Origin of the sequence: Stutzerimonas decontaminans (assembly GCF_000661915.1) — a bacterium.
GTDB lineage: Bacteria > Pseudomonadota > Gammaproteobacteria > Pseudomonadales > Pseudomonadaceae > Stutzerimonas > Stutzerimonas decontaminans.
Genome location: NZ_CP007509.1, coordinates 3,585,016 through 3,605,662, shown reverse-complemented (window position 1 = coordinate 3,605,662; position 20,647 = coordinate 3,585,016). Strand labels below are relative to the sequence as shown.

Genomic DNA, 20,647 nt, shown 5'->3' with positions numbered 1-20,647 from the left:
GACTCCAGGCGTTCAGTTGGCTCGGCGGGTTTCGATTCGAACCAGGCGATTGCCCTCGAATGTGAGGATGCTGAGCATGCCGTTGCGGGGGCCGTAAACCCATTCTTCCAGGGCAAACTCCTGACGGTCGTTGCGGCTCAGGGTGTAGCCAACGAGATCACGGTGTTGCGGCATGCCACATTTGCGTTCGACTTCGAAGGCTCGATCCCCCGTAGTGACCAGTTGGCTGCCGCAGCGCATGGTGTCGGCCTGGGCGCTGGTAAAGGCTACCAATAACAAGCCCCCGACCAGATATCTTGTCGCCGTCATTAATCACTCCCCAAGTGCAATACGGTGGCTACTTTTCCGTCGCTCGCTTGCTCCGCGGTGCCGGTGTCCAATAGATAGACTCGTTCGGAGTCCAGGCCTGCCTCGACCAGATAGCCCTTTATAGCGGCGGCGCGCTCACGGGCGAGGCGACGTAGCAGCGCTGCATTGTCAGCCCAGGAGTCGAGCACTGACTGGCGCATCTGCTGGGTGCGCTGTTCGGGGTCGAGCTCGGCCCACTCGCTTGGTGGTTGCTGGCTAAGCCGACTACGGTAGATACCTTCGAGTAACGGCGCTTCATCTTCCGCCTCGATCTGGATCTGACCTGGCTCCGCCGGGACCTTGTCCCCGCGACGCTGCAGGATGCGGTACTGGGTTTCGCGCAGCTCCTGTTGCAAACGCTGCTCGGCTACCAGCGGGCCGTCGATGGCGCCCGAACTCATGCCCTCAACCTCAAGGCGCAGGCCTGGACGCTCTTTCAGCGCCGTGGCCAGGGTGTCCAGAGCCTTGCGCGCTTCGCTATTCAGATCGCTGCTGGCCGGGTCGAAACCGATGTGGCTGAGGTCGGTATCGTCACCACCGGCCAGCCCCGCGATGAACTTGAAGGGCGCCTGCGCCGCACGCACCACGAGGTTGCGCAGCGTCTGCCAGACGATCGGCATGACGCTGAACTGCGGGTCGTTCAGGTCGCCCTGTACCGGTAGTTCGATAGAGATAGTGCCCTTGCTGTCCTTGAGCAAGGCAACCGCCAGGCGTACGGGCAGATCTACCGCGTCAGGGCTGTCGACCTTCTCGCCAAGCTGCAGCTGCTCCAGTACCACCTTGTTCTCTGCGTTCAGGCGGCCTTGCTTAATGCGGTAGTGCAGGTCCAGGTTGAGGCGGCCCTTGCGGATGCGGTAACCGGCGAATTTGCCGGAATAGGGCGTCAGCGTGGTCAGCTCGACCTGGCGGAAACTGGTGGCGATGTCCAGACTTTGCAATGGATCGAACGGTGTCAGGCTGCCCTTGATACTGACCGGCGCGTACTGGTCCACTTTGCCGGCGATGTCCACCGAAGCAGCCTTCTGCGCCCGGTTGTCCAGCGTGCCAATGTCGCCGTTGAGCGACTGAATGGCAGTAGCGAAGGGCGGCCGCAGGCTGAAATCGGCGAAGTTCGCCGAGCCGTTGGCAATGCTGATCCCGCCGATACGAATGGCCAGTGGGTCGGTCGCCTCTTCCTGTTGTTGTTCCGCAGGGCTTGCCGGTTCGCTGCGTTGCACCAGCAGGTCGTTGATGTTGGTGCTCAGGTCCGGGTTGATGATGAAACGGGCATATGGCTGGCTCAGATCGACCTTGTCGATCGCCAAGCTGCTCGGGTGGCGATAGTCCAGACCGCTGAGCTGCAGCCGTTGCCATTTGACGAGGTCGCGGTTGTTGATCGTGTCGAGGGTATGCAGTTGCGTCGCGTCGATGCTGCCGCGCACGCTGAACGCTAACGGCTCGGTGCCCTGCAACTCGATATCGAGTTCGCTGGCCAGCATTCCGCTGCGCAGCTCGATACGCACCAGCGGGCTGAGGTAGGCCTGGGCGAGGCGCAGATCAATGTCCCGCGTGGTTACCGCCAGTTTGCCGCTTGTGGGGTTCAGCTGCAGCTGACCGTCAGCCTGGACCGCGCCCTGCTTGCCGACGCCGGTGTCCAGCTTCAGGGAGAAAGGACTGTTGCCGAGGCTGTCGAAGTTGCTGATGTCCAGGTTCAGCGGGCCGAGTGCCAGTTCAACGTCGTCATCCGGGACTCGGTCGGCCAGATTCACTCGGTAGTCGCGTAGCTGTGCGTCGCGCAACAGGACCTGCCAGGGTTCGCTGTCCGGCTGTGTTTCTTCCTGTGCGGCTGCCTGGGCGACACCTGCTTTATCCGGGGGCGAGGCGAATAGTTTTTGCCAGTCCAGCTCGCCGTCGGCTTCACGGGCGGCCCAGGTCTCCAGGTTGCGGCTGCGCAGCTTGCCGATGGTGACCTGCTGCTTGGCAAGATCCAGTGTGGTTTCGCTCAGGTCGAGCCGCTCCAGGCGAACCAACTTGCGCCCGTCGGGGCTGTCGAGTGCCAGCTGCCCAATTCCCACGCTGGCGTCGTCCAATGTCAGCGTGAAGCCGTCATGGAGATCCAGGCGATAGTTCGTGCTGAGTTCGAGGCTGCCACCCTTGAGCATCAGCGGTGCGGCGTCGCGCACATAGGGCCAGAAGTCCTTGAGCTGCAGCTTGCTGACTTGTAGCTCACCGTGGGATGCCAGCGGCCGCAGGCTGAGGTCGCCCTGCCAGTCTATGCGTCCGCCACTCGGACCGCTGGCAGTGAGGCGTGCATTGGCGCTGCCGTCACTGCGGGTGGCCAGGTTGTGCAGCTCGAAGTCCAGCGAGTCGTAGATCAGGACAATGGGCTCGCTCGGCCGCTTATCCTCGAAGCCGAGATGTCCGCGAATCAGCTGCAGCCGGTCGACCCGCAGCGGAAAGACCTCGCCGTCTTCGCGGGTTGCTGGCTCCGCCTCAGGCAGCTCGAACAGCTGGCTGAGATTGAGCGCGCCGTCTTTGGCGAAGCGCGCCTCGACATGCGGCGCCCACAACTCGACTGCAGCCAGATGCAGGGTCCGCTGCCAGAGGCTGTCCCATTGCAGGTCGAGGTAGAGCCGTTCGAAGGCCAGCTGGCGGTCGTCCTGCGCGCCGATGTGCAGGTCGAACAGCGAAAGCTCAAGGGTGAACGGGTTGAATTCGATGCGCTGCAGGTTGGCCGGTGCGGTTGCATAGACGGCCAGCTGCTGGTTGGCGATGCGCTGGGCGATACCCGGCAGGATCAGGAAGCCAAGCAGGCTGTAGCAGATCAGCGCGAGCACTACGCCGGTGAACGCACGCTTCATTCCATTGGGCATGACCGGAAGTATTCCTGGCGGATGGATGCCTTGGAGTATGGCACGGGCATGCGGTTCCCCGAATCGAGCGACGCGGGCAATGCGCTCAGAGCCGCAGAATTAGAGTCTTCAATGGTGCGAGCCCATCACGGGAGGGGAAGTCGGCAGCCGGTGCCAGCACCTGCCATTCGCGTACAGGTCTGCCGGCTTTCTCGGCGCAGCGCAGGACCTGGTTTCGCCAGTCGTCCATCGACACCTTTGCTAGGTTGTTGCAACAGATCAGCACGCCGTTTTCGGCGGTGGCCAGCAACGCCGGCTTGAGCAAGCTTTGATAATCGCGCAGCAGGTCCACCGTGCCGAAGGCGCTGCGTGCCCAGGCGGGCGGGTCGAGCAGTACCAGGTCGAACTGACGTTGTGCCAGGCGCGGGTAGTCCGGCAGGGCCCGTCCGCGGCGGGCGCTGACCGGCAGGCCAGCCAGCTGACGGATGGCGGGGAAGTAGTCGGAATGCACGAACTGCATCGGCGGCAGGGAAGGGTTCAGTTCGCTATTCTCCCGGCCCACTGCCAGGTTGCGCTCGGCGAAGTCGACATTCCAGATGTCCGTCGCGCCGCCTGCGGCAGCGCACAGGCCGACGCCGCAGGTGTAGGAAAACAGGTTGAGCATCGACTTTCCGGCGCTGTGCTGCTTGACCCAGCCGCGGGCATTGCGCAGGTCTAGAAACAGCAGTGGGTCCTGTCCGCTGTGGCGACCGCGTATGCGATAGCGCAGGCCCCACTCATGGGCGACCTGTTCTTCCAGTGCCTCCCCTTCGGGCTGATGCGCCTGGTCGCTGCGGTCGATCCGTGAATTGCTCTGCGAGCGATCGTTGTAGATGAACTGCAACGGTTGCCCGAGGAAGTCGGTGGCTTCGTCATGGATGCTTTGCAGCGCCTGCGCGTCGAGTGATCGATGGAAGCTTTGCACCATAAGCTGCGGGCCGTAGCGATCGACCGTCAGACCGGCCGCGCCTTCCTGGCTGCCATGGAACAGTCGGTAGCAATCGGTGTCTTGCTGCTGCAATTCATCGAGCAGCGGACGGCGGGTATCGAAGGCGGCGCGCAGCGCCTGGACGAGGGATGACATGCGCGGCGACTCGAAATAGGAGGGCACGCAGTCTACCAAGAATCGCTGCGCTGGTTGCCTCGCGCTAGCGTGATGGCAGGCCCATGCGTCGGCGCGCGCGGTGCACCGAGCCGCTGCGTACGGCCCAGCGCAATATCGGTGCAGTACTGCGTACGCCGGCGCGGATCAGCTGACGTCGGCGTTCGCTCAATGTCAGGCCAAGCATCGCCGCGGCCCATTCAGGCATCAGCTCGACGCCCGCATGCAGCATCAGCGTTCCGAACGGCCGGAGCGCCGGGCTGGGTGCGGGAGCCGTGCGCAGTATCTGCAGGATTTCCAGTGCACGCGCGTCACTCTGCAGCTGTGGGCGAACGCTCTGCAGGTAAGCCTCGATCTGCGCGCGTGAGCGCGGTACATCCTGGGCGCCGAGGCGCTCGGCGATCAGCGCGACTTCAGCGTAATAGCGATCCTGCTCGGCAGCGGAAAGCGTCGGGTTGAGGTAACGCAAGTGGGATTTGAGGAAGCTGCTGACCTCGGCTACATGCACCCAGGTCAGCAGGTCGGGGTCGGACGCCGCATAGGGCCGGCCGTCCGGTGCGGTGCCGGAGACACCGGCATGAATGCGTTGGACGCGCTCGATCAGTCGGTCGGCATCGGCGTGGCTGCCGAACGTCGTGGCGGAGATGAATTGCCCGGTGCGCCGCAGCCGGCCGAGCAGGTCCTCGCGGAAATTCGAGTGATCCCACACCCCCGATAGCGCCAACGGGTGCAACGCCTGCAATAGAAGTGCAGAGATTCCGCCGACCATCATCGAAGTGAAATCGCCGTGCACGCGCCAACAGACTGAATCAGGCCCGAACAGGCCGGGGTCGCCGGGTGGGTTTTCATAATCCACACCGCCGATCGCCAGGCCGGTAAGGCTGAGTACGCGGGTTTCGATATGACGGCGGATGAATTCCATGGCGACAGCGCTGTTGGCTTGGCAAGCGGCGATGTTACCTGAAGCGGCGCAGGGGCTCGCCAAGTGGCTGGGGTAATAAGGGTGAAGGTGGAGAGGCCGGACAGCAGCGCGCTGTCCGGTCGGGTGGTGTGATCAGCCGCGATGGCGTCCGCGGAAGAAGTCGATCAGGCCCTGAGTGGAGGCATCTTCTGCCGGCGCAGCGTCGAAGCGGGTCATCTGGTTGTAGACGGCCTTGCCCAGATCCTTGCCGAGTTCCACGCCCCATTGATCGAAGGAGTTGATTCCCCAGATCACGCCCTGGACGAACACCTTGTGCTCGTACAGCGCGATCAGCGCGCCGAGGCGACCGGGGCTGATGGTCTCCATCACCACGGTATTGCTCGGCCGGTTGCCCGGAATCACCTTGTGCGGCGCAAGACGCTGCACCTCGGCTTCGCTCAAGCCCTTGGCGCGCAGTTCAGCCTCGGCTTCCTCGCGCGTCTTGCCGCGCATCAGCGCCTGGCTTTGCGACAGGCAGTTGGCGTAGAGCCATTCGTGGTGATCGGCGACCGGGTTGTGGCTGACCACTGGAACGATAAAATCCGCCGGAATCAGCGGTGTGCCCTGGTGCAGCAACTGATGGTAGGCGTGCTGGCCGTTGGCACCAACGCCGCCCCAGATGACCGGGCCGGTGGTGCAGGAAACCGGCGTGCCGTCCTGGCGGACACTCTTGCCGTTGGACTCCATGTCCATCTGCTGCAGGTGTTTGACGAAGTTGCGCAGGTAATGGTCGTAGGGCAGGAAGGCGTAGCTCTGCGCGCCCCAGAAGTTGTGGTACCAAATGCCCAGCATTGCCAGCAGCACCGGCATGTTGCTTTCGAACGGCTCGCTGAGGAAATGCTGGTCCATGCTGTAGGCGCCAGACAGCAGATCCTTGAAGTTGGACATGCCGATCGCAAGGGCAATGGGCAGGCCGATAGCCGACCACAGCGAGTAGCGGCCGCCGACCCAGTCCCACATCGGGAAGATGTTCTTCTCGCGAATGCCGAATTCCATTGCCGCCTGCTTGTTGCTGGTGACTGCGATGAAATGGCGGTAGAGCTTTTCCTCGGTGCCACCCTTGCCCAGATACCAGTTGCGGGCCGCCTGGGCGTTCTTCAGCGTCTCGAGGGTGCCGAAGGTCTTGCTGGAGATGATGAACAGGGTGGTTTCAACGTTCAGCTTGGCGGTTACTTCGCGAAATTCGCTGCCGTCGATGTTCGCCAGGTAATGCGTGCGCACGCCATGCTGGGTGAATGGCAACAGCGCCTCGGAGACCAGTTGCGGGCCGAGAAAGGAGCCGCCGATGCCGATGTTCACCACGTCGGTGATGGTCTTGTCGCTGAAGCCGCGCCACAGGTTGTTGTGAATGCGGGTAACGATATCGGTCATCTGCGCCAGCGCCGTGTGCACGTCGCGCATGATGTTCTTGCCGTCGACCATCACCGACTCGCCCATCGGGCGGCGCAGTGCGGTATGCAACACCGGACGGTTCTCGGAGGCGTTGATCCGCTCGCCTTCGAACATCGCGTGGGCTGCCCGCTCGACACCGGCCTCGCGGGCCAGGTTTACCAGCAAGGTGCGGGTTTCGGGGGTGATGAGGTTCTTCGAGTAGTCGAGAAACAGGCCGCTACAGGAAACCGACAAGTCATCGAAACGCGTCGGGTCGGCCTTGAATGCTTCGCGCATGCTGAAGTTCTGCATGGCCAGGCGGTGTTCTTCCAAGGCCTTCCAGGACGGCAGGCCGGTGACATCGAGCGGATGCTGGTAATAGCTCATGGTGATGCGGCTTCCTTTGCTTTGACAGGCCGCTGAATCCTTGCGGTAGTGCGCATCTGGCGCGCAATGGCCGCGACAGGATTCAGTGATGTGTATGACCGTGCGGGCGCGCCGGCACTCGTCCTGAATGCTGCGGATGCTGGCCGAACCCGGCTTTGACCGAGCCGGTGAAGGCACATCCTATGCCATCAGAGACAGCTCAGACAGGGGAAACCCCCACTCTGTTCCGGGCCATTGTCTTCTATTGCGCCCATGCCTTTGCTTTTACCCGATCGCTTATCGACTGCTCAGTCATATTCAAACGAAAAAGCCCGAAGTGCGGAACACTTCGGGCTTCTATTCGACAGCGCCTGAATGCTGACTCAGGCAACCTGTACCGGAATGGCGTTGCTGGTGTGGCTCAGCTCGCCGTCGGCACCCATGTACAGCACATGCGGTTTGAAATTAGCCAGTTCGGCCTCACTGTAGTGAGCGTAGGCGCAAATGATCAGACGATGGCCAACACCGGCCTTGTGGGCGGCGGCACCGTTGACCGAGATGATCTTCGAGCCTTCCTCGCCGCGGATGGCGTAGGTAGTGAAGCGTTCACCGTTGTCGACATTGTAGATCTGGATCTGTTCGTATTCACGGATGCCGGCCAGGTCCAGCCACTCGCCGTCGATGGCGCAGGAACCTTCATAATCGAGCACCGAGTGAGTTACCTGGGCGCGGTGCAGTTTGGCCTTGAGCATGATGGCGTGCATGGCGGGGTCCTCCGGGGTGCGCAAGCGGCGCAGAGTGTGCCTTAAGCCTCGAACGTGATCAAGGCTGCGGGCAATTGGCTGGGATCAGGCCGATGTGCGGATGTCTACCAGCTGGTTATCGATCAGCCGTGTCTTGCCCAGGTAGGCGGCGGCGAGGATGACTACTTCGGTGGAAGCGTCGCTCGCAGGCTGCAGATCGACGGCGTTGCGAATCTCCAGATAGTCCGGTCGCAGGCCGGCAGCCTGCAGCGCGTTCAGGCCTTCGGCGATCAGTGCAGGATAATCACGGCGGCCACCCCTGATCGCCGTTTCGAGCTCTTTCAGCGAGCGATACAGCACCGGGGCGGTGGCGCGCTCGTCTGCGCTCAGATAACCGTTGCGTGAAGACAGTGCCAAGCCGTCTTCGGCCCGAACGATTGGCTCGGAAAGGATCTGCACCGGCATGTTCAGGTCGCGAACCATGGTGCGGATCACGGCCAGCTGCTGGTAGTCCTTTTGCCCGAACACGGCAAGATCCGGCAGCACCATGTTGAACAGCTTGGTCACCACGGTGGAGACACCGTCGAAGTGTCCGGGACGACTGCCGCCACACAGGCCTTCCGATACGCCAGGGACGCGGACAATGGTCTGTTGGGCTTGGCCGTGCGGGTACATCTCTTCCACGCTGGGTGCAAAGAGTAAGTGGCAGCCGGCTTCGAACAGCTTGTCCTGATCCGCCGCGAGGGTGCGCGGATAGCTGTCCAGGTCCTCGTTGGGGCCGAACTGCAGCGGATTGACGAAGATGCTGGCGACCACGAAGTCGGCACGCTGACCAGCCTTCTTCACCAGAGCGATATGGCCGGCATGCAGGTTGCCCATGGTCGGCACGAAGCCGATGCGCTTGCCGTCGCTGCGCGCGCGGGCGACCGCAGCGCGCAGGTCGGCGATGGTCTTGACGATGTTCATGCGGAGAAACCGTGCTCGGCTGCGGGAAATTCGGTGGCCTTGACGGCTTTTACATAGCCGGCGATGGCGGAGGGGATGTCACCGTGCTCGCGCATGAAGTTCTTGACGAACTTCGGTACGCGGCCACTGAGCGAAAGCCCGAGCATATCGTGCAACACCAGCACCTGGCCGTCGGTGTCGCTACCGGCGCCGATACCGATCACAGGAATCTGCACCGCGCGGGTGATGCGTGCAGCCAGTTCGCTGGGCACGCATTCGAGCAGCAGCATGGCCGCACCGGCTGCTTCCAGCGCTTGGGCGTCTTCCAGCATTTGCTGTGCCTGGGCCTCTTCGCGGCCTTGTACCTTGTAGCCGCCGAAGAGGTTGACCGCCTGTGGCGTCAGGCCCATGTGTGCGCAGACTGGAATGCCACGCTCGGCCAGCAGGCGGATCGACTCGGCCAGCCAGGCGGTGCCTTCCAGCTTGATCATGTGCGCGCCAGCCTGCATAAGCACGGCTGAATTGTTCAGGGTCTGCTCGGTGGTGGCGTTGGCCATGAACGGCAGGTCGGCGACGATCATTGCACCACGGTTACCGCGTTTGACGCTGGCGGTGTGGTAGGCCATGTCGGCAACGGTAACCGGCAGGGTGCTGTCGTGACCTTGCAGGACCATGCCGAGTGAGTCGCCGATCAGGAGCATCTCGACGCCCGCATCGCAGGCGGTCTTGGCGAAGGTGGCGTCATAGCAGGTAAGCATGACGATCTTCTCGCCCTTCTGCTTGAGCCCTTGCAGCGTGGTCAGGGTTACGTCTGGCATGAATGCCGTCCTCTTCGAGCCTCGGAGGTCAGGATTGCCGGGCGGCGCACCGAAAGGGTGCTACGGCCGCTGGTGGCAGAGGGCGCTTATAGTCCCGGCGGCAGCAGAGTAAGTCAATCGCGAGTGTTACCCGCGCGTTACGTTCGTTACCGCGGCGGTGACACTCGCATCGCCGAGCCGCTCCAGGCCGCTGAACGGGCAGGCTGCGAGCAGGTCAACGAGCGTCCGGCCGTCGGGCAGGACCAGCTCTGCCGGGGCGATCTCGGCTAATGGATAGAGCACGAACGCCCGAGCCTGCATGTGATAGTGCGGAACCGTGAGACGCGGCTCGTCGATCAGCCGCTCGCCGAACAGGAGGATGTCCAGATCCAGGGTGCGCGGCCCCCACCGTTCAGCTTTGCGTTCGCGGCCCTGGGCCAGTTCGATGCGCTGTAGCGCGTCGAGCAGGGCAAGCGGTGCGAGGCTGGTATCCAGTGCAGCAACAGCGTTGACGTAACGCGGTTGGTCAGCTGGCCCGAGCGGGTCACTGCCATAGAGCGACGAGACTGCGGCCAGGCGGCTATACGGGAGCTCGGCCAGCGCTTGCAGGGCGCCGCGTAGTTGCTGTTGCGGCTCGGCCAGGTTGCTGCCCAGGCCGATATAGACACGTTCCATCTTACTCGGCCGGAGTGCCGGCATTGTCGCCCGGAGCCCGACGGCGGCGCCCGCCGCGACGACGCTTCTTCGCTCCGCCGGCTTCTTCCTTGTTGCTCAGGCCGCGGATCATGTTGCGGCGTTCGCTGTCGCTGGCGTCCTGGTACTCGGTCCACCAGTCGCCCAGGCCTCCAGTTTGCTCCCCGGCACTTTCGCGCAGCAGGAGGAAGTCGTAGCCGGCACGGAAGCGCGGGTTCTCCAACAGCTGATCTGCGCGGCGACCCTGGCGGCGGGGCAGACGTTCCTGCATGTCCCAGATCTCGCGCATGGGCATGGTGAAACGCTTGGGAATCGCAGTGCGCTGGCACTGCTCCCAGATGATGTCGTGTGCAGCCTCCTGCATCGCCGGGATCGGTGGCATGCCGCGATCCTGCAGTTCCAGCACGCGAGCGGGCAGGGCTGGCCAAAGCAGCGCGGCGAAGAGGAATGCGGGGGTTACCGGTTTGCCCTGCTGGATGCGCAGATCGGTATTGGCCAGAGCGTTGCGGATCAGCGTACCGGCATATTCCGGGTTGCGTTCGAGCGCCGCGGCGCTGGCCGGAAACAGCGGGGCGAAGAGGTCATATTCGAGCAGCAGTTCGAAGGTGCGCTCGGCCTTGCCGCCGAGGAACAGCTTGAGCACCTCGTCGAACAGCCGCGCCGAGGGAATGCCGTCGAGCAGATCGGCAAGGTCAACGATGGGCTCGGCACTGTGGCGCTCGATCTCGAAGTCGAGTTTGGCAGCGAAACGCACCGCACGCAGCATGCGTACCGGATCTTCCTGGTAGCGCTGCTCGGGATCGCCGATCAGGCGGATCAGGCGATTGCGGATGTCGTGCACGCCGCGGGTGTGATCGAGGATGCGCTCGGTGGTCGGATCGTAATACAGCGCATTGATGGTGAAATCGCGGCGCTGGGCGTCGTCCTCGAGGCTGCCATAAATGTTGTCACGCAGGATGCGTCCGCTCTCGTTACGCGAGGCCAGGTGACTGGCGTCATCGTCATCCTCGTCCGGGTGGTTGGCGCGGAAGGTAGCGACTTCGATGATTTCGCGGCCGAAATGCACGTGTACCAGCTTGAACCGGCGGCCGATCACCCGCGCGTTGCGGAACTCGGCGCGAACCTGCTCGGGCGTTGCGCTGGTGGCGACGTCGTAGTCCTTGGGATTCAGCTGCAACAGCAGATCGCGCACGCAGCCGCCCACGACATAAGCCTCGTAACCGGCCTGTTGCAGGCGCTCGACCACGCTCACCGCATAACGACTGATCTCGTTGCGATGCAGGGAATGCTGCCGGCTGGACAGAATTTCAGGTGTGCGGCGAGGATGCGGGATGCGGCGCAGAGGAAGACGAAAAGACTGGAACAGCTTTTTCAGCATGAGGGGCAACTGTGTGGCGGAAGACGGGCCGGTGTCGCGAATGGCCGCGAAACCTGCGCGGATTCTAGCACCGAGAGTGGTCGATGTTGAACGATGCGCGGAGAGGTGTCAAAAAGCATCGTGCGCCGCGTCACGCAGGCAGTGCTTGGCGGGGGCGAGGTAGCACGGCAGCGACGATCATCGGGCTGCGGTGAACGAAAATGGGAAATCCCGAATAGCACAAAGGGGAGCCGAAGCTCCCCTCTGAATAATGTCGCGTGCTTTTATTGTTATTAGTAGGCGTTGCTGTTCTTGTTGTTCGCCTGCTCTCTTGGGCCATGGCCGTCGAGATTGCTCCTGTACTAGGAGCTAATAGCAAACGGATTTCTTTGGTCGCTGACATTGCCTTGATCTTCGATCCAACCAGTGCGGGCCCTGCTTGATGCAGTTTTTATTGTTCTCGGCCTGGTCGTGGGGCGAACCCCGTGGCATGTCCTCTCCAAAAGAATCAGTTAGCTGCGCCTCCGCCTTCTTGTCGTTATTTTGCTGGAGCCGTTACGTCTTGTTCTTATTGTGGGATCTGCTTGTTATTGTTGTTGTGCCATTTAGAAAGCAGTTGCCGTGCCAGTTTTTGAAAATCGTTATATATCAGTGGCTTGAGGATTTGGTGGGTCGGCGCGGGCAAGAAAAAACCGGGGCAGCGTTACCGTTGCTCCCGGTTTTTGTTACGAGTCATGGCAAGGCGGTAACAGATTACCCAGCTGTGCTACTCGACTTGCGCCGCGGGATGCCCAGGCGCTGGCGGCGTTCCCATAGGCATTTGCGGCTGATGCCGAGCTTGCGCGCCAGCTCGGTTTCCGTCATGTGGTCCTGATGTTCCAGTACGAAGTGCTGGAAGTAGTCCTCTAGCGAGAGGTCTTCGGTCGGCTCATTGCCGGTGGCAATTCCGCGAATGGTGCCAAGGGGCTCGTCGAAATCGTCGTCCAGTTCATCGAGCTCGATATCGATGCCCAGCAGCTCGGCATCGATCTCCGGGCTTTCGCTGAGAATCGCCGCGCGCTCGATGGCGTTTTCCAGCTCGCGCACGTTACCGGGCCAAGAGTAGTGACGAATAGCCTGTTCTGCGTCGCGGGAAAAATGCATGTCGTCGCTGTTCATGCGTTCGCCCTGGCGTGCGAGGAAAGCCTTGGCGATCTCCAGTACGTCACTGCCGCGCTCGCGCAGCGGAGGTAGTTTGAGTGCGATGACGTGCAGCCGGTAGTAGAGGTCTTCACGGAACTGCCCGGTCTTGGCCAGGGTTTTCAGGTCGCGGTGAGTGGCGGCGATGAGACGCACATCGACCTTCTGCGATTGCACCGAGCCAACCCGGCGAATTTCGCCTTCCTGCAGGACCCGAAGCAGGCGTGCCTGGGCTTCGAGCGGCAGCTCGCCGATCTCGTCGAGGAACAGCGTGCCGCCGTCGGCGGCTTCAACCAGGCCGGCGCGGCCAGCGCTGGCGCCAGTGAAGGCCCCCTTCTCATGGCCGAACAGTTCGGATTCGATCAGCGTTTCCGGGATGGCGGCGCAGTTGACCGAAATCATCGGCGCCTTGGCGCGCCGCGAGAGGTTGTGCAGCGCGCGGGCGACCAGTTCCTTGCCGGTGCCCGATTCGCCCTGGATCAGGACGTTGGAGTCGGTCGGCGCGACCTTGCGGATCTTTCCGAACAGATCCTGCATGGGCGCGCAGTGACCGATGATGCCGATGTCGTCCCGGCCGGCGTCGCCTGCTGCAGTGCTCGCACTGCGCGCAGGTTGTGCCTGTGTGGAGGTGCTGTGCTGATGGTCACTGAGAATGCGTGCCACGGTCTGCAGCATCTCGTCATGGTCGAACGGCTTGGCGATGTAGTCGACCGCGCCCATCTTCATCGAGTCCACCGCCGAGCGCAGACTGGCATAGCTGGTCATGATCAGCACTGGTGTGCCTTCGGCGAGCTTTATCAGCTCGGTGCCGGGGGCGCCGGGCAAGCGCAGGTCACTGACGATGAGGTCGAAACCCGGAATGCTGTAGCGCTCCTGCGCTTCCTGCACCGAACCGGCTTCGCTGACCTCGTATTGGTTGCGCTCGAGGAGGCGTCGCAGCGCGGAGCGGATGATGGTTTCGTCTTCGACGATCAGAATGTGTGACATCAGTACTCTCTCGACGGTCTGGAGGCAGAACCGGCGCAGCGCCGGTACGGCAGGTGCCTCTTCAACTTACGGCATGGGACGCTTCGACATGCCGCGGCAGGGTGATGCGAAAACGGGTGCCGCGTTGTGTTTCCGGGTCGGCCGGGCTGTCGATATCGATCTGGCCATAATGCTCTTCAATGATCGAATAGACCAGCGCGAGGCCCAGGCCGGTGCCTTCGCCGGGGTCCTTGGTGGTGAAGAATGGCTCGAATAGCCGGTCCTGAATGTCCTTGGGAATGCCGCTGCCCTCGTCTTCGACGGTCAGGTACACCGTCTGCTCGGCAACTTCGCTGCTGATGCGGATCACGCCGCCTTGCGGCGACGCGTCGCGGGCATTGGAGAGCAGGTTGATCAGCACCTGGGCGAGGCGCTGTGGATCGCCTTCGGCGAAGTGTGTCGGATCGCAGATGTTGACGTACTGCACCTCGGTGCGGTTGCGGTTGAGCGAGAGCAGGCCGATGGCATCCTGCGTGGCTTGCGCCAGGCTCACCGGATACAGCTGGTGCTGGCGCTCGCCGGCATGGGCGAAGCTCATCAGCGATTGCACGATGCGCGACACGCGCTTGGTCTGCTCGATGATCTGGCCGCTGATCTCGACGATCTCGCCGTCGCCTTCGCGCTCGTCCCGCAGATTCTGCGCCAGGCAGGCGATGCCAGTGATCGGGTTGCCGATCTCATGCGCCACGCCAGCGGCCAGGCGTCCGATACTGGCCAGGCGCTCGGAGTGCACCAGGCGGTCTTCGAGTTGCTGGGTTTCGGTCAGGTCTTCGACCAGCAGCACCAGACCGCTGTTGCCCGGCGCCAGCGGCTCGGCAATCGCGGCCTTGTGCAGGTTGAGGCAGCGCCGATGGCCATTGTGTGCCAGGCGCTGCTTGTGCAGGTGTTCGTCGGCCTGTTCGATGAAGTTGCTCAGCAGACTGCGCCAGGGCTCGGCGATGGTCGAGAGACGGGAGCCGACCACTTGCAGCGCCGGAATTTCGGTCAGCTCCTCGAGCGCCCGGTTCCACATGAGAATTTCCTGATCCTTGGCCAGCGAGCAGACCCCCATGGGCAACTCCTGCAGGGTCTGGCGGTGGTAGCGGCGCAGCGCATCGAGCTCAGCGGCCAGGCCGGTCAGGCGCGAGTGATATTCCTCCAGGCGGCTCTCGATAAAATGGATGTCCTCGGTGATGTAGCCCTCGGCGCCGTTTTTATAGGGCAGGAAGTTCTCGACGATGTCCTGGGCCACGCTCGGGCCCATCAGTCCGGAAAGGTTGGCTTCGATACGGTCGCGCAGACGACGCAGCGCGTAGGGGCGGTGTTCGTCGAAGGGCAGTTGCAGGTCGCGTAGTGCCTGCTCCACTTCGCGCTGGGCGGTCTTGGCGCCGAGAGGCTTGGCCAGCTGGGTGGCGAACTCCTGTGGCGAGGCGGCCATCAGCTCGCGCCGTTGCGGGCGGCGAACATTTTCTACGGCACAGGCTTCGGCAGCACTCTGCTCCTCGGGACTGGTTTCGCTGAAGATCGAGAACAACGAAAACGCCAGCACGTTGACCGCCAGCGAGGCGATCGCCGCCAGGTGCCAGCTGGTGTCGTCGAGCACGTAGACGACGTTGAACAGCGGGATATAGAAGCCATCCAAGTTGCCTACCAGCGGCAACAGCATGGTCACCACCCAGACGCCGATGCCTCCCAGCAGACCGGCGATATAGCCGCGGCGGTTGGCGGTCGGCCAGTAGAGCACCGAAAGCACGCCTGGAAGGAACTGCAGGGTGGCGACGAAGGCGACGATGCCGAGATTGGACAGGTCCTGCTCGGCGCCCAGCAGCAGATAGAAGCCGTAGCCGGCCATGATGATGGCGAAGATCAGACTGCGCCGCGTCCACTTCAGCCAGCGGTAGATGTTGCCTTCGCTGGATGGCTGATACAGCGGCAGCACCAGATGGTTGAGTGCCATGCCCGACAGCGCCAGGGTGCTGACGATGATCAACCCGCTGGACGCTGACAGGCCACCAACGAAGGCGAGCAGCGCCAGGGTCTCGTTCTGCGCGGCAATCCCCAGGCCGAGGGTGAAGTACTCCGGGTTGGTGCTCACCCCCAGCTTCAGTCCGGCCCAGAGAATCAGCGGCACGGCCAGGCTCATCAGCAGCAGATAGAGCGGCAAGCCCCAGCTGGCGCTGACCAGGCCACGGGGGTTGAGGTTTTCGGTGAAGGTCATGTGGTACATGTGCGGCATCACGATGGCCGAGGCGAAGAACACTAGCAGCAGCGTGCGCCAGGGGCCTTCCTGCAACGGCGTGTGCAATGCCTGCAGCGCCGACTGGTTCTGCAGCAGCCAGATCTCCAGCTGATGCGGGCCGCCGAATACCACATAAAGGGCATAGAGGCCGATCGCACCGAAGGTCACCAGCTTGACGATTGATTCGAAGGCGATGGCAAACACCAGGCCTTCATGTTTTTCTCGGGTGGCGATATGGCGGGCGCCGAAGAGGATGGTGAACAGCATGATCATCAGGCAGTAGCCCAGCGCCACGCGTTCCTGCAGGGGTTCCAGGGTGAGGATGCCAATGGCATCGGCCACCGCCTGGATCTGCAGGGCCAGCAACGGCAGCATGCCGATCAGCATGACGATGGTGGTCAGGGCGCCGCTCCAGGTGCTGCGGAAGCGGAATGCCACCAGGTCGGCGAGCGACGAAAGCTGGTAGGTGCGGGTGATCCGCAAGATCGGGTAGAGCAGCACCGGCGCCAGCAGAAAGGCGCCGCAGACGCCCAGGTACGTGGCAAGGAAGCCATAGCCGTACTGATAGGCCAGGCCAACGGTGCCGTAGAACGCCCAGGCGCTGGCATAGACGCCCAGCGACAGGGTGTAGGTCAGAGGATGGCGAATGATCCAGCGTGGAATCAGGCCGCGTTCGCTGACCCAGGCCACACCGAACAGCATGAACAGGTAGGCGGCGCTGATCAGGATCAGCTGGCTCAGGCTAAAGCTCGTCTGCATCGCGCTGGCTCTGGAGAATGAAGGTCACCACGATCAGGATCAGCCACAGCAGGTAGGGCCGATACCAAGCTCCGTTGGGGTCGATCCACCAGTCCATGATGGCGGGGGAGAACAGATAGATCCCCACCACCAGGAGCAGCACCAGTCGGTAGATATACATGCCGGGTCTCGTGTCGGAAGTGAGGCGATGGTAGAGCAGCGGCACGTAGCAAGCCACCAGCGGCGGGCAAAACCAGTCGTGCGTCCCGCTTCGTCGTTGCCGGTAGCTCAGCGCAGCTGTGCTTCAGCCAGTGTCCGGGTGCGCGGGATTCGATCGGCATCCCAATGGCTGGTCGCCCAGGCGAGGATCTCGGTCGGCAGTGCATCGTCCAGCTCTGCCTTCGGTTGCTGGCCGAGCGCGCGCAGTGCGCGTAGCAGCAGTGGGCTGGCCTCTTGGGGCTGCAGCGGTGGCGAGCGGTAGCTCTTGCCCAGCTTGTGGCCGTCCGGCTGGATGATCAGCGGCAGGTGCAGATAGCGTGGCTGTGGCAGGCCCAGCACTTCTTGCAGGTAGAGCTGGCGAGGCGTGGAATCGAGCAGATCGGCGCCGCGCACCACATCCGTGACACCTTGCCAGGCATCGTCCAGCACCACGGCGAGCTGGTAGGCGATCAGGCCGTCGCGACGGCGGATGACGAAATCGCCGACCTCGCGGCCCAGATGCTGGCGGAACTCGCCCTGCACACGGTCGACGAAGGCGTATTCGCGATCAGGCACGCGCAGGCGGATGGCGGCATCGTCGAGACTGTTCCTGGCCTCGCGACAAAAGCCGGGATAGGGCCCCGGGTAGGCTTCGAGCTGCTTGCGCGAGCAAGTGCAGGCATAGGCTAGCCCTTCATCCAGCAGTCGCTCGATCGCAGCCCGATACGCGGCATGCCGCTCGCTCTGGCACAGCATTTCGCCGTCCCACTCGAAGCCGTAGCTGAGCAGCGTATCGACGATAGCCTTTTGCGCGCCGGGCATCTCCCGTGGCGGGTCGATATCTTCCATGCGCAGCAGCCAGCGACCGCCCACCGCGCGGGCATCGAGATAGGAAGCAAGGGCTGCGACCAGCGAGCCGAAATGCAGATAGCCGCTAGGCGTCGGGGCAAAGCGGCCGACATAGCGTTCGGGATGGGCAGGGTTGGCAGAGGGCATGGCAGAGCCGGCGCGATCAGGGATGGCGGGGCGGATGAAGGCTGCAGGGGCTGGAAATGAAGCGGGGCGCCGAAGCGCCCCGTTCGGGATCAGGAACCGATCTGCTTTTCCTTGATCTCCGCCAGCGTCTTGCAGTCGATGCAGAGCGTAGCGGTGGGGCGGGCTTCCAGGCGGCGGATGCCGATCTCGACGCCGCAGGAATCGCACCAGCCGTATTCGTTGTCTTCGATCAGCTGCAGCGTCTCGTCGATCTTCTTGATCAGCTTGCGCTCGCGGTCACGGGCGCGCAGTTCCAGGCTGAACTCTTCTTCCTGGCTGGCGCGATCGGCCGGATCGGGGAAGTTGGCAGCCTCGTCCTGCATGTGGTGCACGGTGCGATCGACCTCTTCCATCAGCTCCTTTTTCCACTTGTTCAGGATGCCGGTGAAGTGGGCGCGCATCTTGTCGCTCATATATTCCTCGCCCTTGCTTTCCTTATAGGGCTCGAAGGCGCGAATCAGTTGCTTGTTCGACGGTGTTTCTTTGGTAATGGGCATGGATGAACGCCTCTCGCTATGTCCATTGCGCAGGATGATTTGTCCCTTGCCGGCCCGTGCCGGCCCTGCGGCTGCAAGCGGGCGAACTTACCAGATCGGATCGGGGCGCGCTACTCCCGAATCCAACAGTAACTGCAGCAGTATCGGGACCTTGGGTAGAATTCACGTTTCGTTCTCAACAGGAAGGTCAGATGACCTCGTCATACAGTGCGCGCAGCCGCGCAATCGAACCTTTCCACGTCATGGCGCTTTTGGAGCGGGCCAACCAGTTGCAAGTTCAAGGCCACGACGTCATTCATTTGGAAATCGGCGAGCCGGACTTCACCACCGCGGCGCCCATCGTCGCTGCAGGGCAGGCCGCGCTGGCCGCCGGGCACACGCGCTATACCCCGGCGCGCGGCCTGCCGCAGCTGCGTGAAGCCATTGCCGGTTTCTATGCGCAGCGCTACGGATTATCCATTGACCCCGAGCGCATCCTGATTACGCCCGGCGGCTCCGGCGCGTTGCTGCTGGCTGCCAGCCTGCTGGTGGACCCCGGCAAGCACTGGCTGCTCGCCGATCCGGGTTACCCCTGCAACCGGCATTTTCTGCGCCTGGTCGAAGGGGCCGCGCAACTGGTGCCGGTCGGCCCGGAGGTTCGTTATCAGCTGACTCCGGAGCTGGTCGAGCGCTACTGGGATCGCGACAGCGTCGGTGCGCTGGTCGCGTCGCCGGCCAATCCGACAGGCACGCTGCTGGAGCGTGACGAACTGGCCAGGCTGTCCGCGGCGCTGAAAGAGCGTGGCGGCCATCTGCTGGTTGATGAGATCTATCACGGACTGACCTATGGCGTTGATGCGGCCAGCGTGCTGGAAGTCGACGATGACGCCTTCGTGCTGAACAGTTTCTCCAAGTATTTCGGCATGACCGGCTGGCGCCTTGGCTGGCTGGTAGCGCCACCGGCTGCGGTTCCAGAGCTGGAAAAGCTTGCGCAGAACCTCTACATCAGCGCGCCGAGCATGGCTCAGCATGCGGCGCTGGCCTGCTTCGAGCCGGCGACGCTGGAAATTCTCGAGGCGCGCCGTGCCGAGTTCGCCCGCCGGCGTGATTTCCTGCTGCCAGCCCTGCGCGAGCTTGGCTTCGGCATCGCAGTCGAGCCGCAGGGTGCGTTCTATCTCTATGCCGACATCAGCGCATTCGGTGGCGATGCCTACGCGTTCTGTCAGCACATGCTGGAAACCGAGTTCGTCGCGATTACCCCGGGCCTGGACTTCGGTCGTTTCCAGGCCGGTCATCATGTGCGCTTTGCCTACACACAGGACCTGCCGCGGCTGGAACAGGCTGTCGAGCGCATCGCCCGCGGCCTGCGCAGCTGGCAATCCTGATGCGCTTCGCTCAACCGCTGGAGCAGGGCCGACTGGTCAGGCGTTACAAGCGCTTTCTCGCCGATATCATCACCGACGAGGGTGAGGCGTTGTGCATTCACTGCCCCAATACCGGGTCGATGCTCAACTGCATGGGGGAAGGTGCGCGGGTGTGGTTTCAGCGCAGCAACGATCCGCGGCGCAAGCTGCCGGGCACCTGGGAGCTGGTCGAGACGCCGCAGGGACGGTTGGCATGCGTGAATACGGCACGCGCCAATCCGCTGGTCGAGGAGGCGCTGCTGAACGGGCAGATTGCCGAACTGGCGGGATTTACAGCGCTCAAGCGTGAGGTGGCCTATGGCGTCGAGAACAGCCGGGTGGATTTTCGTCTCGATTACGCCGGGACCGCTGCCTTCGTCGAGGTCAAGAGCGTCACCCTCGGCTTCGTCGATACGGCGGTTGCCGCGTTTCCCGATGCGGTAACCGCGCGCGGTGCCAGGCACCTGCGTGAGCTGGCGGCGCTGGCGCGTGCTGGGGTGCGCGCCGTGCAGCTGTACTGCGTGAATCTCAGCGGCGTCGAAGCGGTTCGACCTGCGGAGGAAATCGACCCGGTATATGCCGCCGCGCTGCGAGAGGCGGTGACGGCCGGCGTAGAAGTGTTGGCTTACGGCGTGGAGCTGTCGCCCTTCGAGCTGCGCATTGCAGGTCGGCTGCCGGTGTTGCTCTGAGCGCCTCCAGGCGGCGCGAGAAATTTTTTGTGCGCGGTCGGGGAACAAAGTGCCTTTCGTCTGGCCTCAACGAGGCTGGAAACCACATCCATCACGTACGGGAAGGCTCTGCTCCGCTGTTTGCTACGGCGT

The 20,647-nt window shown here is 63.0% G+C and carries 17 protein-coding genes; 2 read left to right on the top strand and 15 right to left on the bottom strand.

Annotated features, from left to right (window positions below; genetic code table 11):
- Positions 1-12: 12 nt before the first annotated feature.
- The 15 genes from UIB01_RS16670 to dksA form a co-directional block, all read right to left on the bottom strand.
- The gene (locus tag UIB01_RS16670; RefSeq protein WP_038662970.1) at positions 13-309 is read right to left on the bottom strand and encodes a DUF2845 domain-containing protein; all 297 of its coding nucleotides are present in this window, start codon (positions 307-309) and stop codon (positions 13-15) included.
- On the bottom strand, positions 309-3,200 hold the full coding sequence (locus UIB01_RS16665) for a DUF748 domain-containing protein (protein ID WP_038662967.1): 2,892 nt from the start codon (positions 3,198-3,200) through the stop codon (positions 309-311). The genes UIB01_RS16670 and UIB01_RS16665 overlap by 1 nt, the downstream gene beginning before the upstream one ends.
- Positions 3,201-3,285: 85 nt before the next feature.
- On the bottom strand, positions 3,286-4,302 hold the full coding sequence (locus UIB01_RS16660; RefSeq protein ID WP_038662964.1) for a class I SAM-dependent rRNA methyltransferase: 1,017 nt from the start codon (positions 4,300-4,302) through the stop codon (positions 3,286-3,288).
- A gap of 64 nt (positions 4,303-4,366) precedes the next feature.
- Positions 4,367-5,242 carry an oxygenase MpaB family protein gene (locus UIB01_RS16655; RefSeq protein ID WP_038662961.1) on the bottom strand — a complete coding sequence of 292 codons (876 nt, stop codon included), beginning with the start codon at positions 5,240-5,242 and terminating at the stop codon, positions 4,367-4,369.
- A gap of 132 nt (positions 5,243-5,374) precedes the next feature.
- On the bottom strand, positions 5,375-7,039 hold the full coding sequence (pgi, locus tag UIB01_RS16650) for a glucose-6-phosphate isomerase (protein WP_038662958.1): 1,665 nt from the start codon (positions 7,037-7,039) through the stop codon (positions 5,375-5,377).
- A 362-nt stretch (positions 7,040-7,401) separates the two neighbouring features.
- Entirely contained in the window at positions 7,402-7,782 is a 381-nt protein-coding gene (gene panD / locus UIB01_RS16645) for an aspartate 1-decarboxylase (protein WP_014597581.1), read from the bottom strand.
- An 84-nt stretch (positions 7,783-7,866) separates the two neighbouring features.
- Complete coding sequence (gene panC / locus UIB01_RS16640; protein WP_038662955.1) at positions 7,867-8,727, bottom strand: pantoate--beta-alanine ligase; 861 nt, start codon at positions 8,725-8,727, stop codon at positions 7,867-7,869.
- The gene (panB, locus tag UIB01_RS16635) at positions 8,724-9,524 is read right to left on the bottom strand and encodes a 3-methyl-2-oxobutanoate hydroxymethyltransferase (protein ID WP_038662951.1); all 801 of its coding nucleotides are present in this window, start codon (positions 9,522-9,524) and stop codon (positions 8,724-8,726) included. The genes panC and panB overlap by 4 nt, the downstream gene beginning before the upstream one ends.
- A gap of 126 nt (positions 9,525-9,650) precedes the next feature.
- Positions 9,651-10,178 (bottom strand): 2-amino-4-hydroxy-6-hydroxymethyldihydropteridine diphosphokinase, encoded by a 528-nt coding sequence (gene folK / locus UIB01_RS16630; RefSeq protein WP_038662948.1) that lies wholly within the window; start codon positions 10,176-10,178, stop codon positions 9,651-9,653.
- A gap of 1 nt (position 10,179) precedes the next feature.
- Positions 10,180-11,574, bottom strand: a complete 1,395-nt coding sequence (locus UIB01_RS16625; RefSeq protein ID WP_038662945.1) for a polynucleotide adenylyltransferase PcnB — start codon at positions 11,572-11,574, stop codon at positions 10,180-10,182.
- A gap of 732 nt (positions 11,575-12,306) precedes the next feature.
- Entirely contained in the window at positions 12,307-13,719 is a 1,413-nt protein-coding gene (locus tag UIB01_RS16620; protein WP_038662942.1) for a sigma-54-dependent transcriptional regulator, read from the bottom strand.
- Between the two features lie 61 nt (positions 13,720-13,780).
- Positions 13,781-16,735: a sensor histidine kinase gene (locus UIB01_RS16615; RefSeq protein WP_038662937.1), complete on the bottom strand. Its 2,955-nt coding sequence runs from the start codon at positions 16,733-16,735 to the stop codon at positions 13,781-13,783.
- Positions 16,719-16,895, bottom strand: a complete 177-nt coding sequence (locus tag UIB01_RS23125) for a hypothetical protein (RefSeq protein ID WP_003095129.1) — start codon at positions 16,893-16,895, stop codon at positions 16,719-16,721. The genes UIB01_RS16615 and UIB01_RS23125 overlap by 17 nt, the downstream gene beginning before the upstream one ends.
- A 107-nt stretch (positions 16,896-17,002) precedes the next feature.
- The gene (gene gluQRS, locus UIB01_RS16605; protein WP_038662934.1) at positions 17,003-17,908 is read right to left on the bottom strand and encodes a tRNA glutamyl-Q(34) synthetase GluQRS; all 906 of its coding nucleotides are present in this window, start codon (positions 17,906-17,908) and stop codon (positions 17,003-17,005) included.
- Positions 17,909-17,997: 89 nt separating this feature from the next.
- Positions 17,998-18,444: an RNA polymerase-binding protein DksA gene (dksA, locus tag UIB01_RS16600; RefSeq protein ID WP_038662931.1), complete on the bottom strand. Its 447-nt coding sequence runs from the start codon at positions 18,442-18,444 to the stop codon at positions 17,998-18,000.
- A gap of 191 nt (positions 18,445-18,635) precedes the next feature.
- Between dksA and UIB01_RS16595 the strand changes: the two genes are divergently transcribed.
- Together UIB01_RS16595 and sfsA are read left to right on the top strand one after the other, a co-directional pair.
- Positions 18,636-19,808 (top strand): pyridoxal phosphate-dependent aminotransferase, encoded by a 1,173-nt coding sequence (locus UIB01_RS16595; RefSeq protein WP_038662928.1) that lies wholly within the window; start codon positions 18,636-18,638, stop codon positions 19,806-19,808.
- Positions 19,808-20,515, top strand: a complete 708-nt coding sequence (gene sfsA / locus UIB01_RS16590) for a DNA/RNA nuclease SfsA (protein ID WP_038662924.1) — start codon at positions 19,808-19,810, stop codon at positions 20,513-20,515. The genes UIB01_RS16595 and sfsA overlap by 1 nt, the downstream gene beginning before the upstream one ends.
- The last annotated feature ends 132 nt before the right edge of the window (positions 20,516-20,647 follow it).

What these genes read in the sequence shown, in the direction of transcription:
- gluQRS (WP_038662934.1), bottom strand. Translation starts at nt 17,908, where the DNA reads ATGCCCTCTGCCAACCCTGCCCATCCCGAACGCTATGTCGGCCGCTTT.
- UIB01_RS16655 (WP_038662961.1), bottom strand. Translation starts at nt 5,242, where the DNA reads ATGGAATTCATCCGCCGTCATATCGAAACCCGCGTACTCAGCCTTACC.
- panC (WP_038662955.1), bottom strand. Translation starts at nt 8,727, where the DNA reads ATGAACATCGTCAAGACCATCGCCGACCTGCGCGCTGCGGTCGCCCGC.
- UIB01_RS16615 (WP_038662937.1), bottom strand. Translation starts at nt 16,735, where the DNA reads ATGCAGACGAGCTTTAGCCTGAGCCAGCTGATCCTGATCAGCGCCGCC.
- UIB01_RS16595 (WP_038662928.1), top strand. Translation starts at nt 18,636, where the DNA reads ATGACCTCGTCATACAGTGCGCGCAGCCGCGCAATCGAACCTTTCCAC.
- panD (WP_014597581.1), bottom strand. Translation starts at nt 7,782, where the DNA reads ATGCACGCCATCATGCTCAAGGCCAAACTGCACCGCGCCCAGGTAACT.
- UIB01_RS16660 (WP_038662964.1), bottom strand. Translation starts at nt 4,302, where the DNA reads ATGTCATCCCTCGTCCAGGCGCTGCGCGCCGCCTTCGATACCCGCCGT.
- pgi (WP_038662958.1), bottom strand. Translation starts at nt 7,039, where the DNA reads ATGAGCTATTACCAGCATCCGCTCGATGTCACCGGCCTGCCGTCCTGG.
- sfsA (WP_038662924.1), top strand. Translation starts at nt 19,808, where the DNA reads ATGCGCTTCGCTCAACCGCTGGAGCAGGGCCGACTGGTCAGGCGTTAC.
- panB (WP_038662951.1), bottom strand. Translation starts at nt 9,524, where the DNA reads ATGCCAGACGTAACCCTGACCACGCTGCAAGGGCTCAAGCAGAAGGGC.
- UIB01_RS16665 (WP_038662967.1), bottom strand. Translation starts at nt 3,200, where the DNA reads ATGCCCAATGGAATGAAGCGTGCGTTCACCGGCGTAGTGCTCGCGCTG.
- folK (WP_038662948.1), bottom strand. Translation starts at nt 10,178, where the DNA reads ATGGAACGTGTCTATATCGGCCTGGGCAGCAACCTGGCCGAGCCGCAA.
- UIB01_RS16670 (WP_038662970.1), bottom strand. Translation starts at nt 309, where the DNA reads ATGACGGCGACAAGATATCTGGTCGGGGGCTTGTTATTGGTAGCCTTT.
- UIB01_RS16620 (WP_038662942.1), bottom strand. Translation starts at nt 13,719, where the DNA reads ATGTCACACATTCTGATCGTCGAAGACGAAACCATCATCCGCTCCGCG.
- dksA (WP_038662931.1), bottom strand. Translation starts at nt 18,444, where the DNA reads ATGCCCATTACCAAAGAAACACCGTCGAACAAGCAACTGATTCGCGCC.
- UIB01_RS16625 (WP_038662945.1), bottom strand. Translation starts at nt 11,574, where the DNA reads ATGCTGAAAAAGCTGTTCCAGTCTTTTCGTCTTCCTCTGCGCCGCATC.
- UIB01_RS23125 (WP_003095129.1), bottom strand. Translation starts at nt 16,895, where the DNA reads ATGTATATCTACCGACTGGTGCTGCTCCTGGTGGTGGGGATCTATCTG.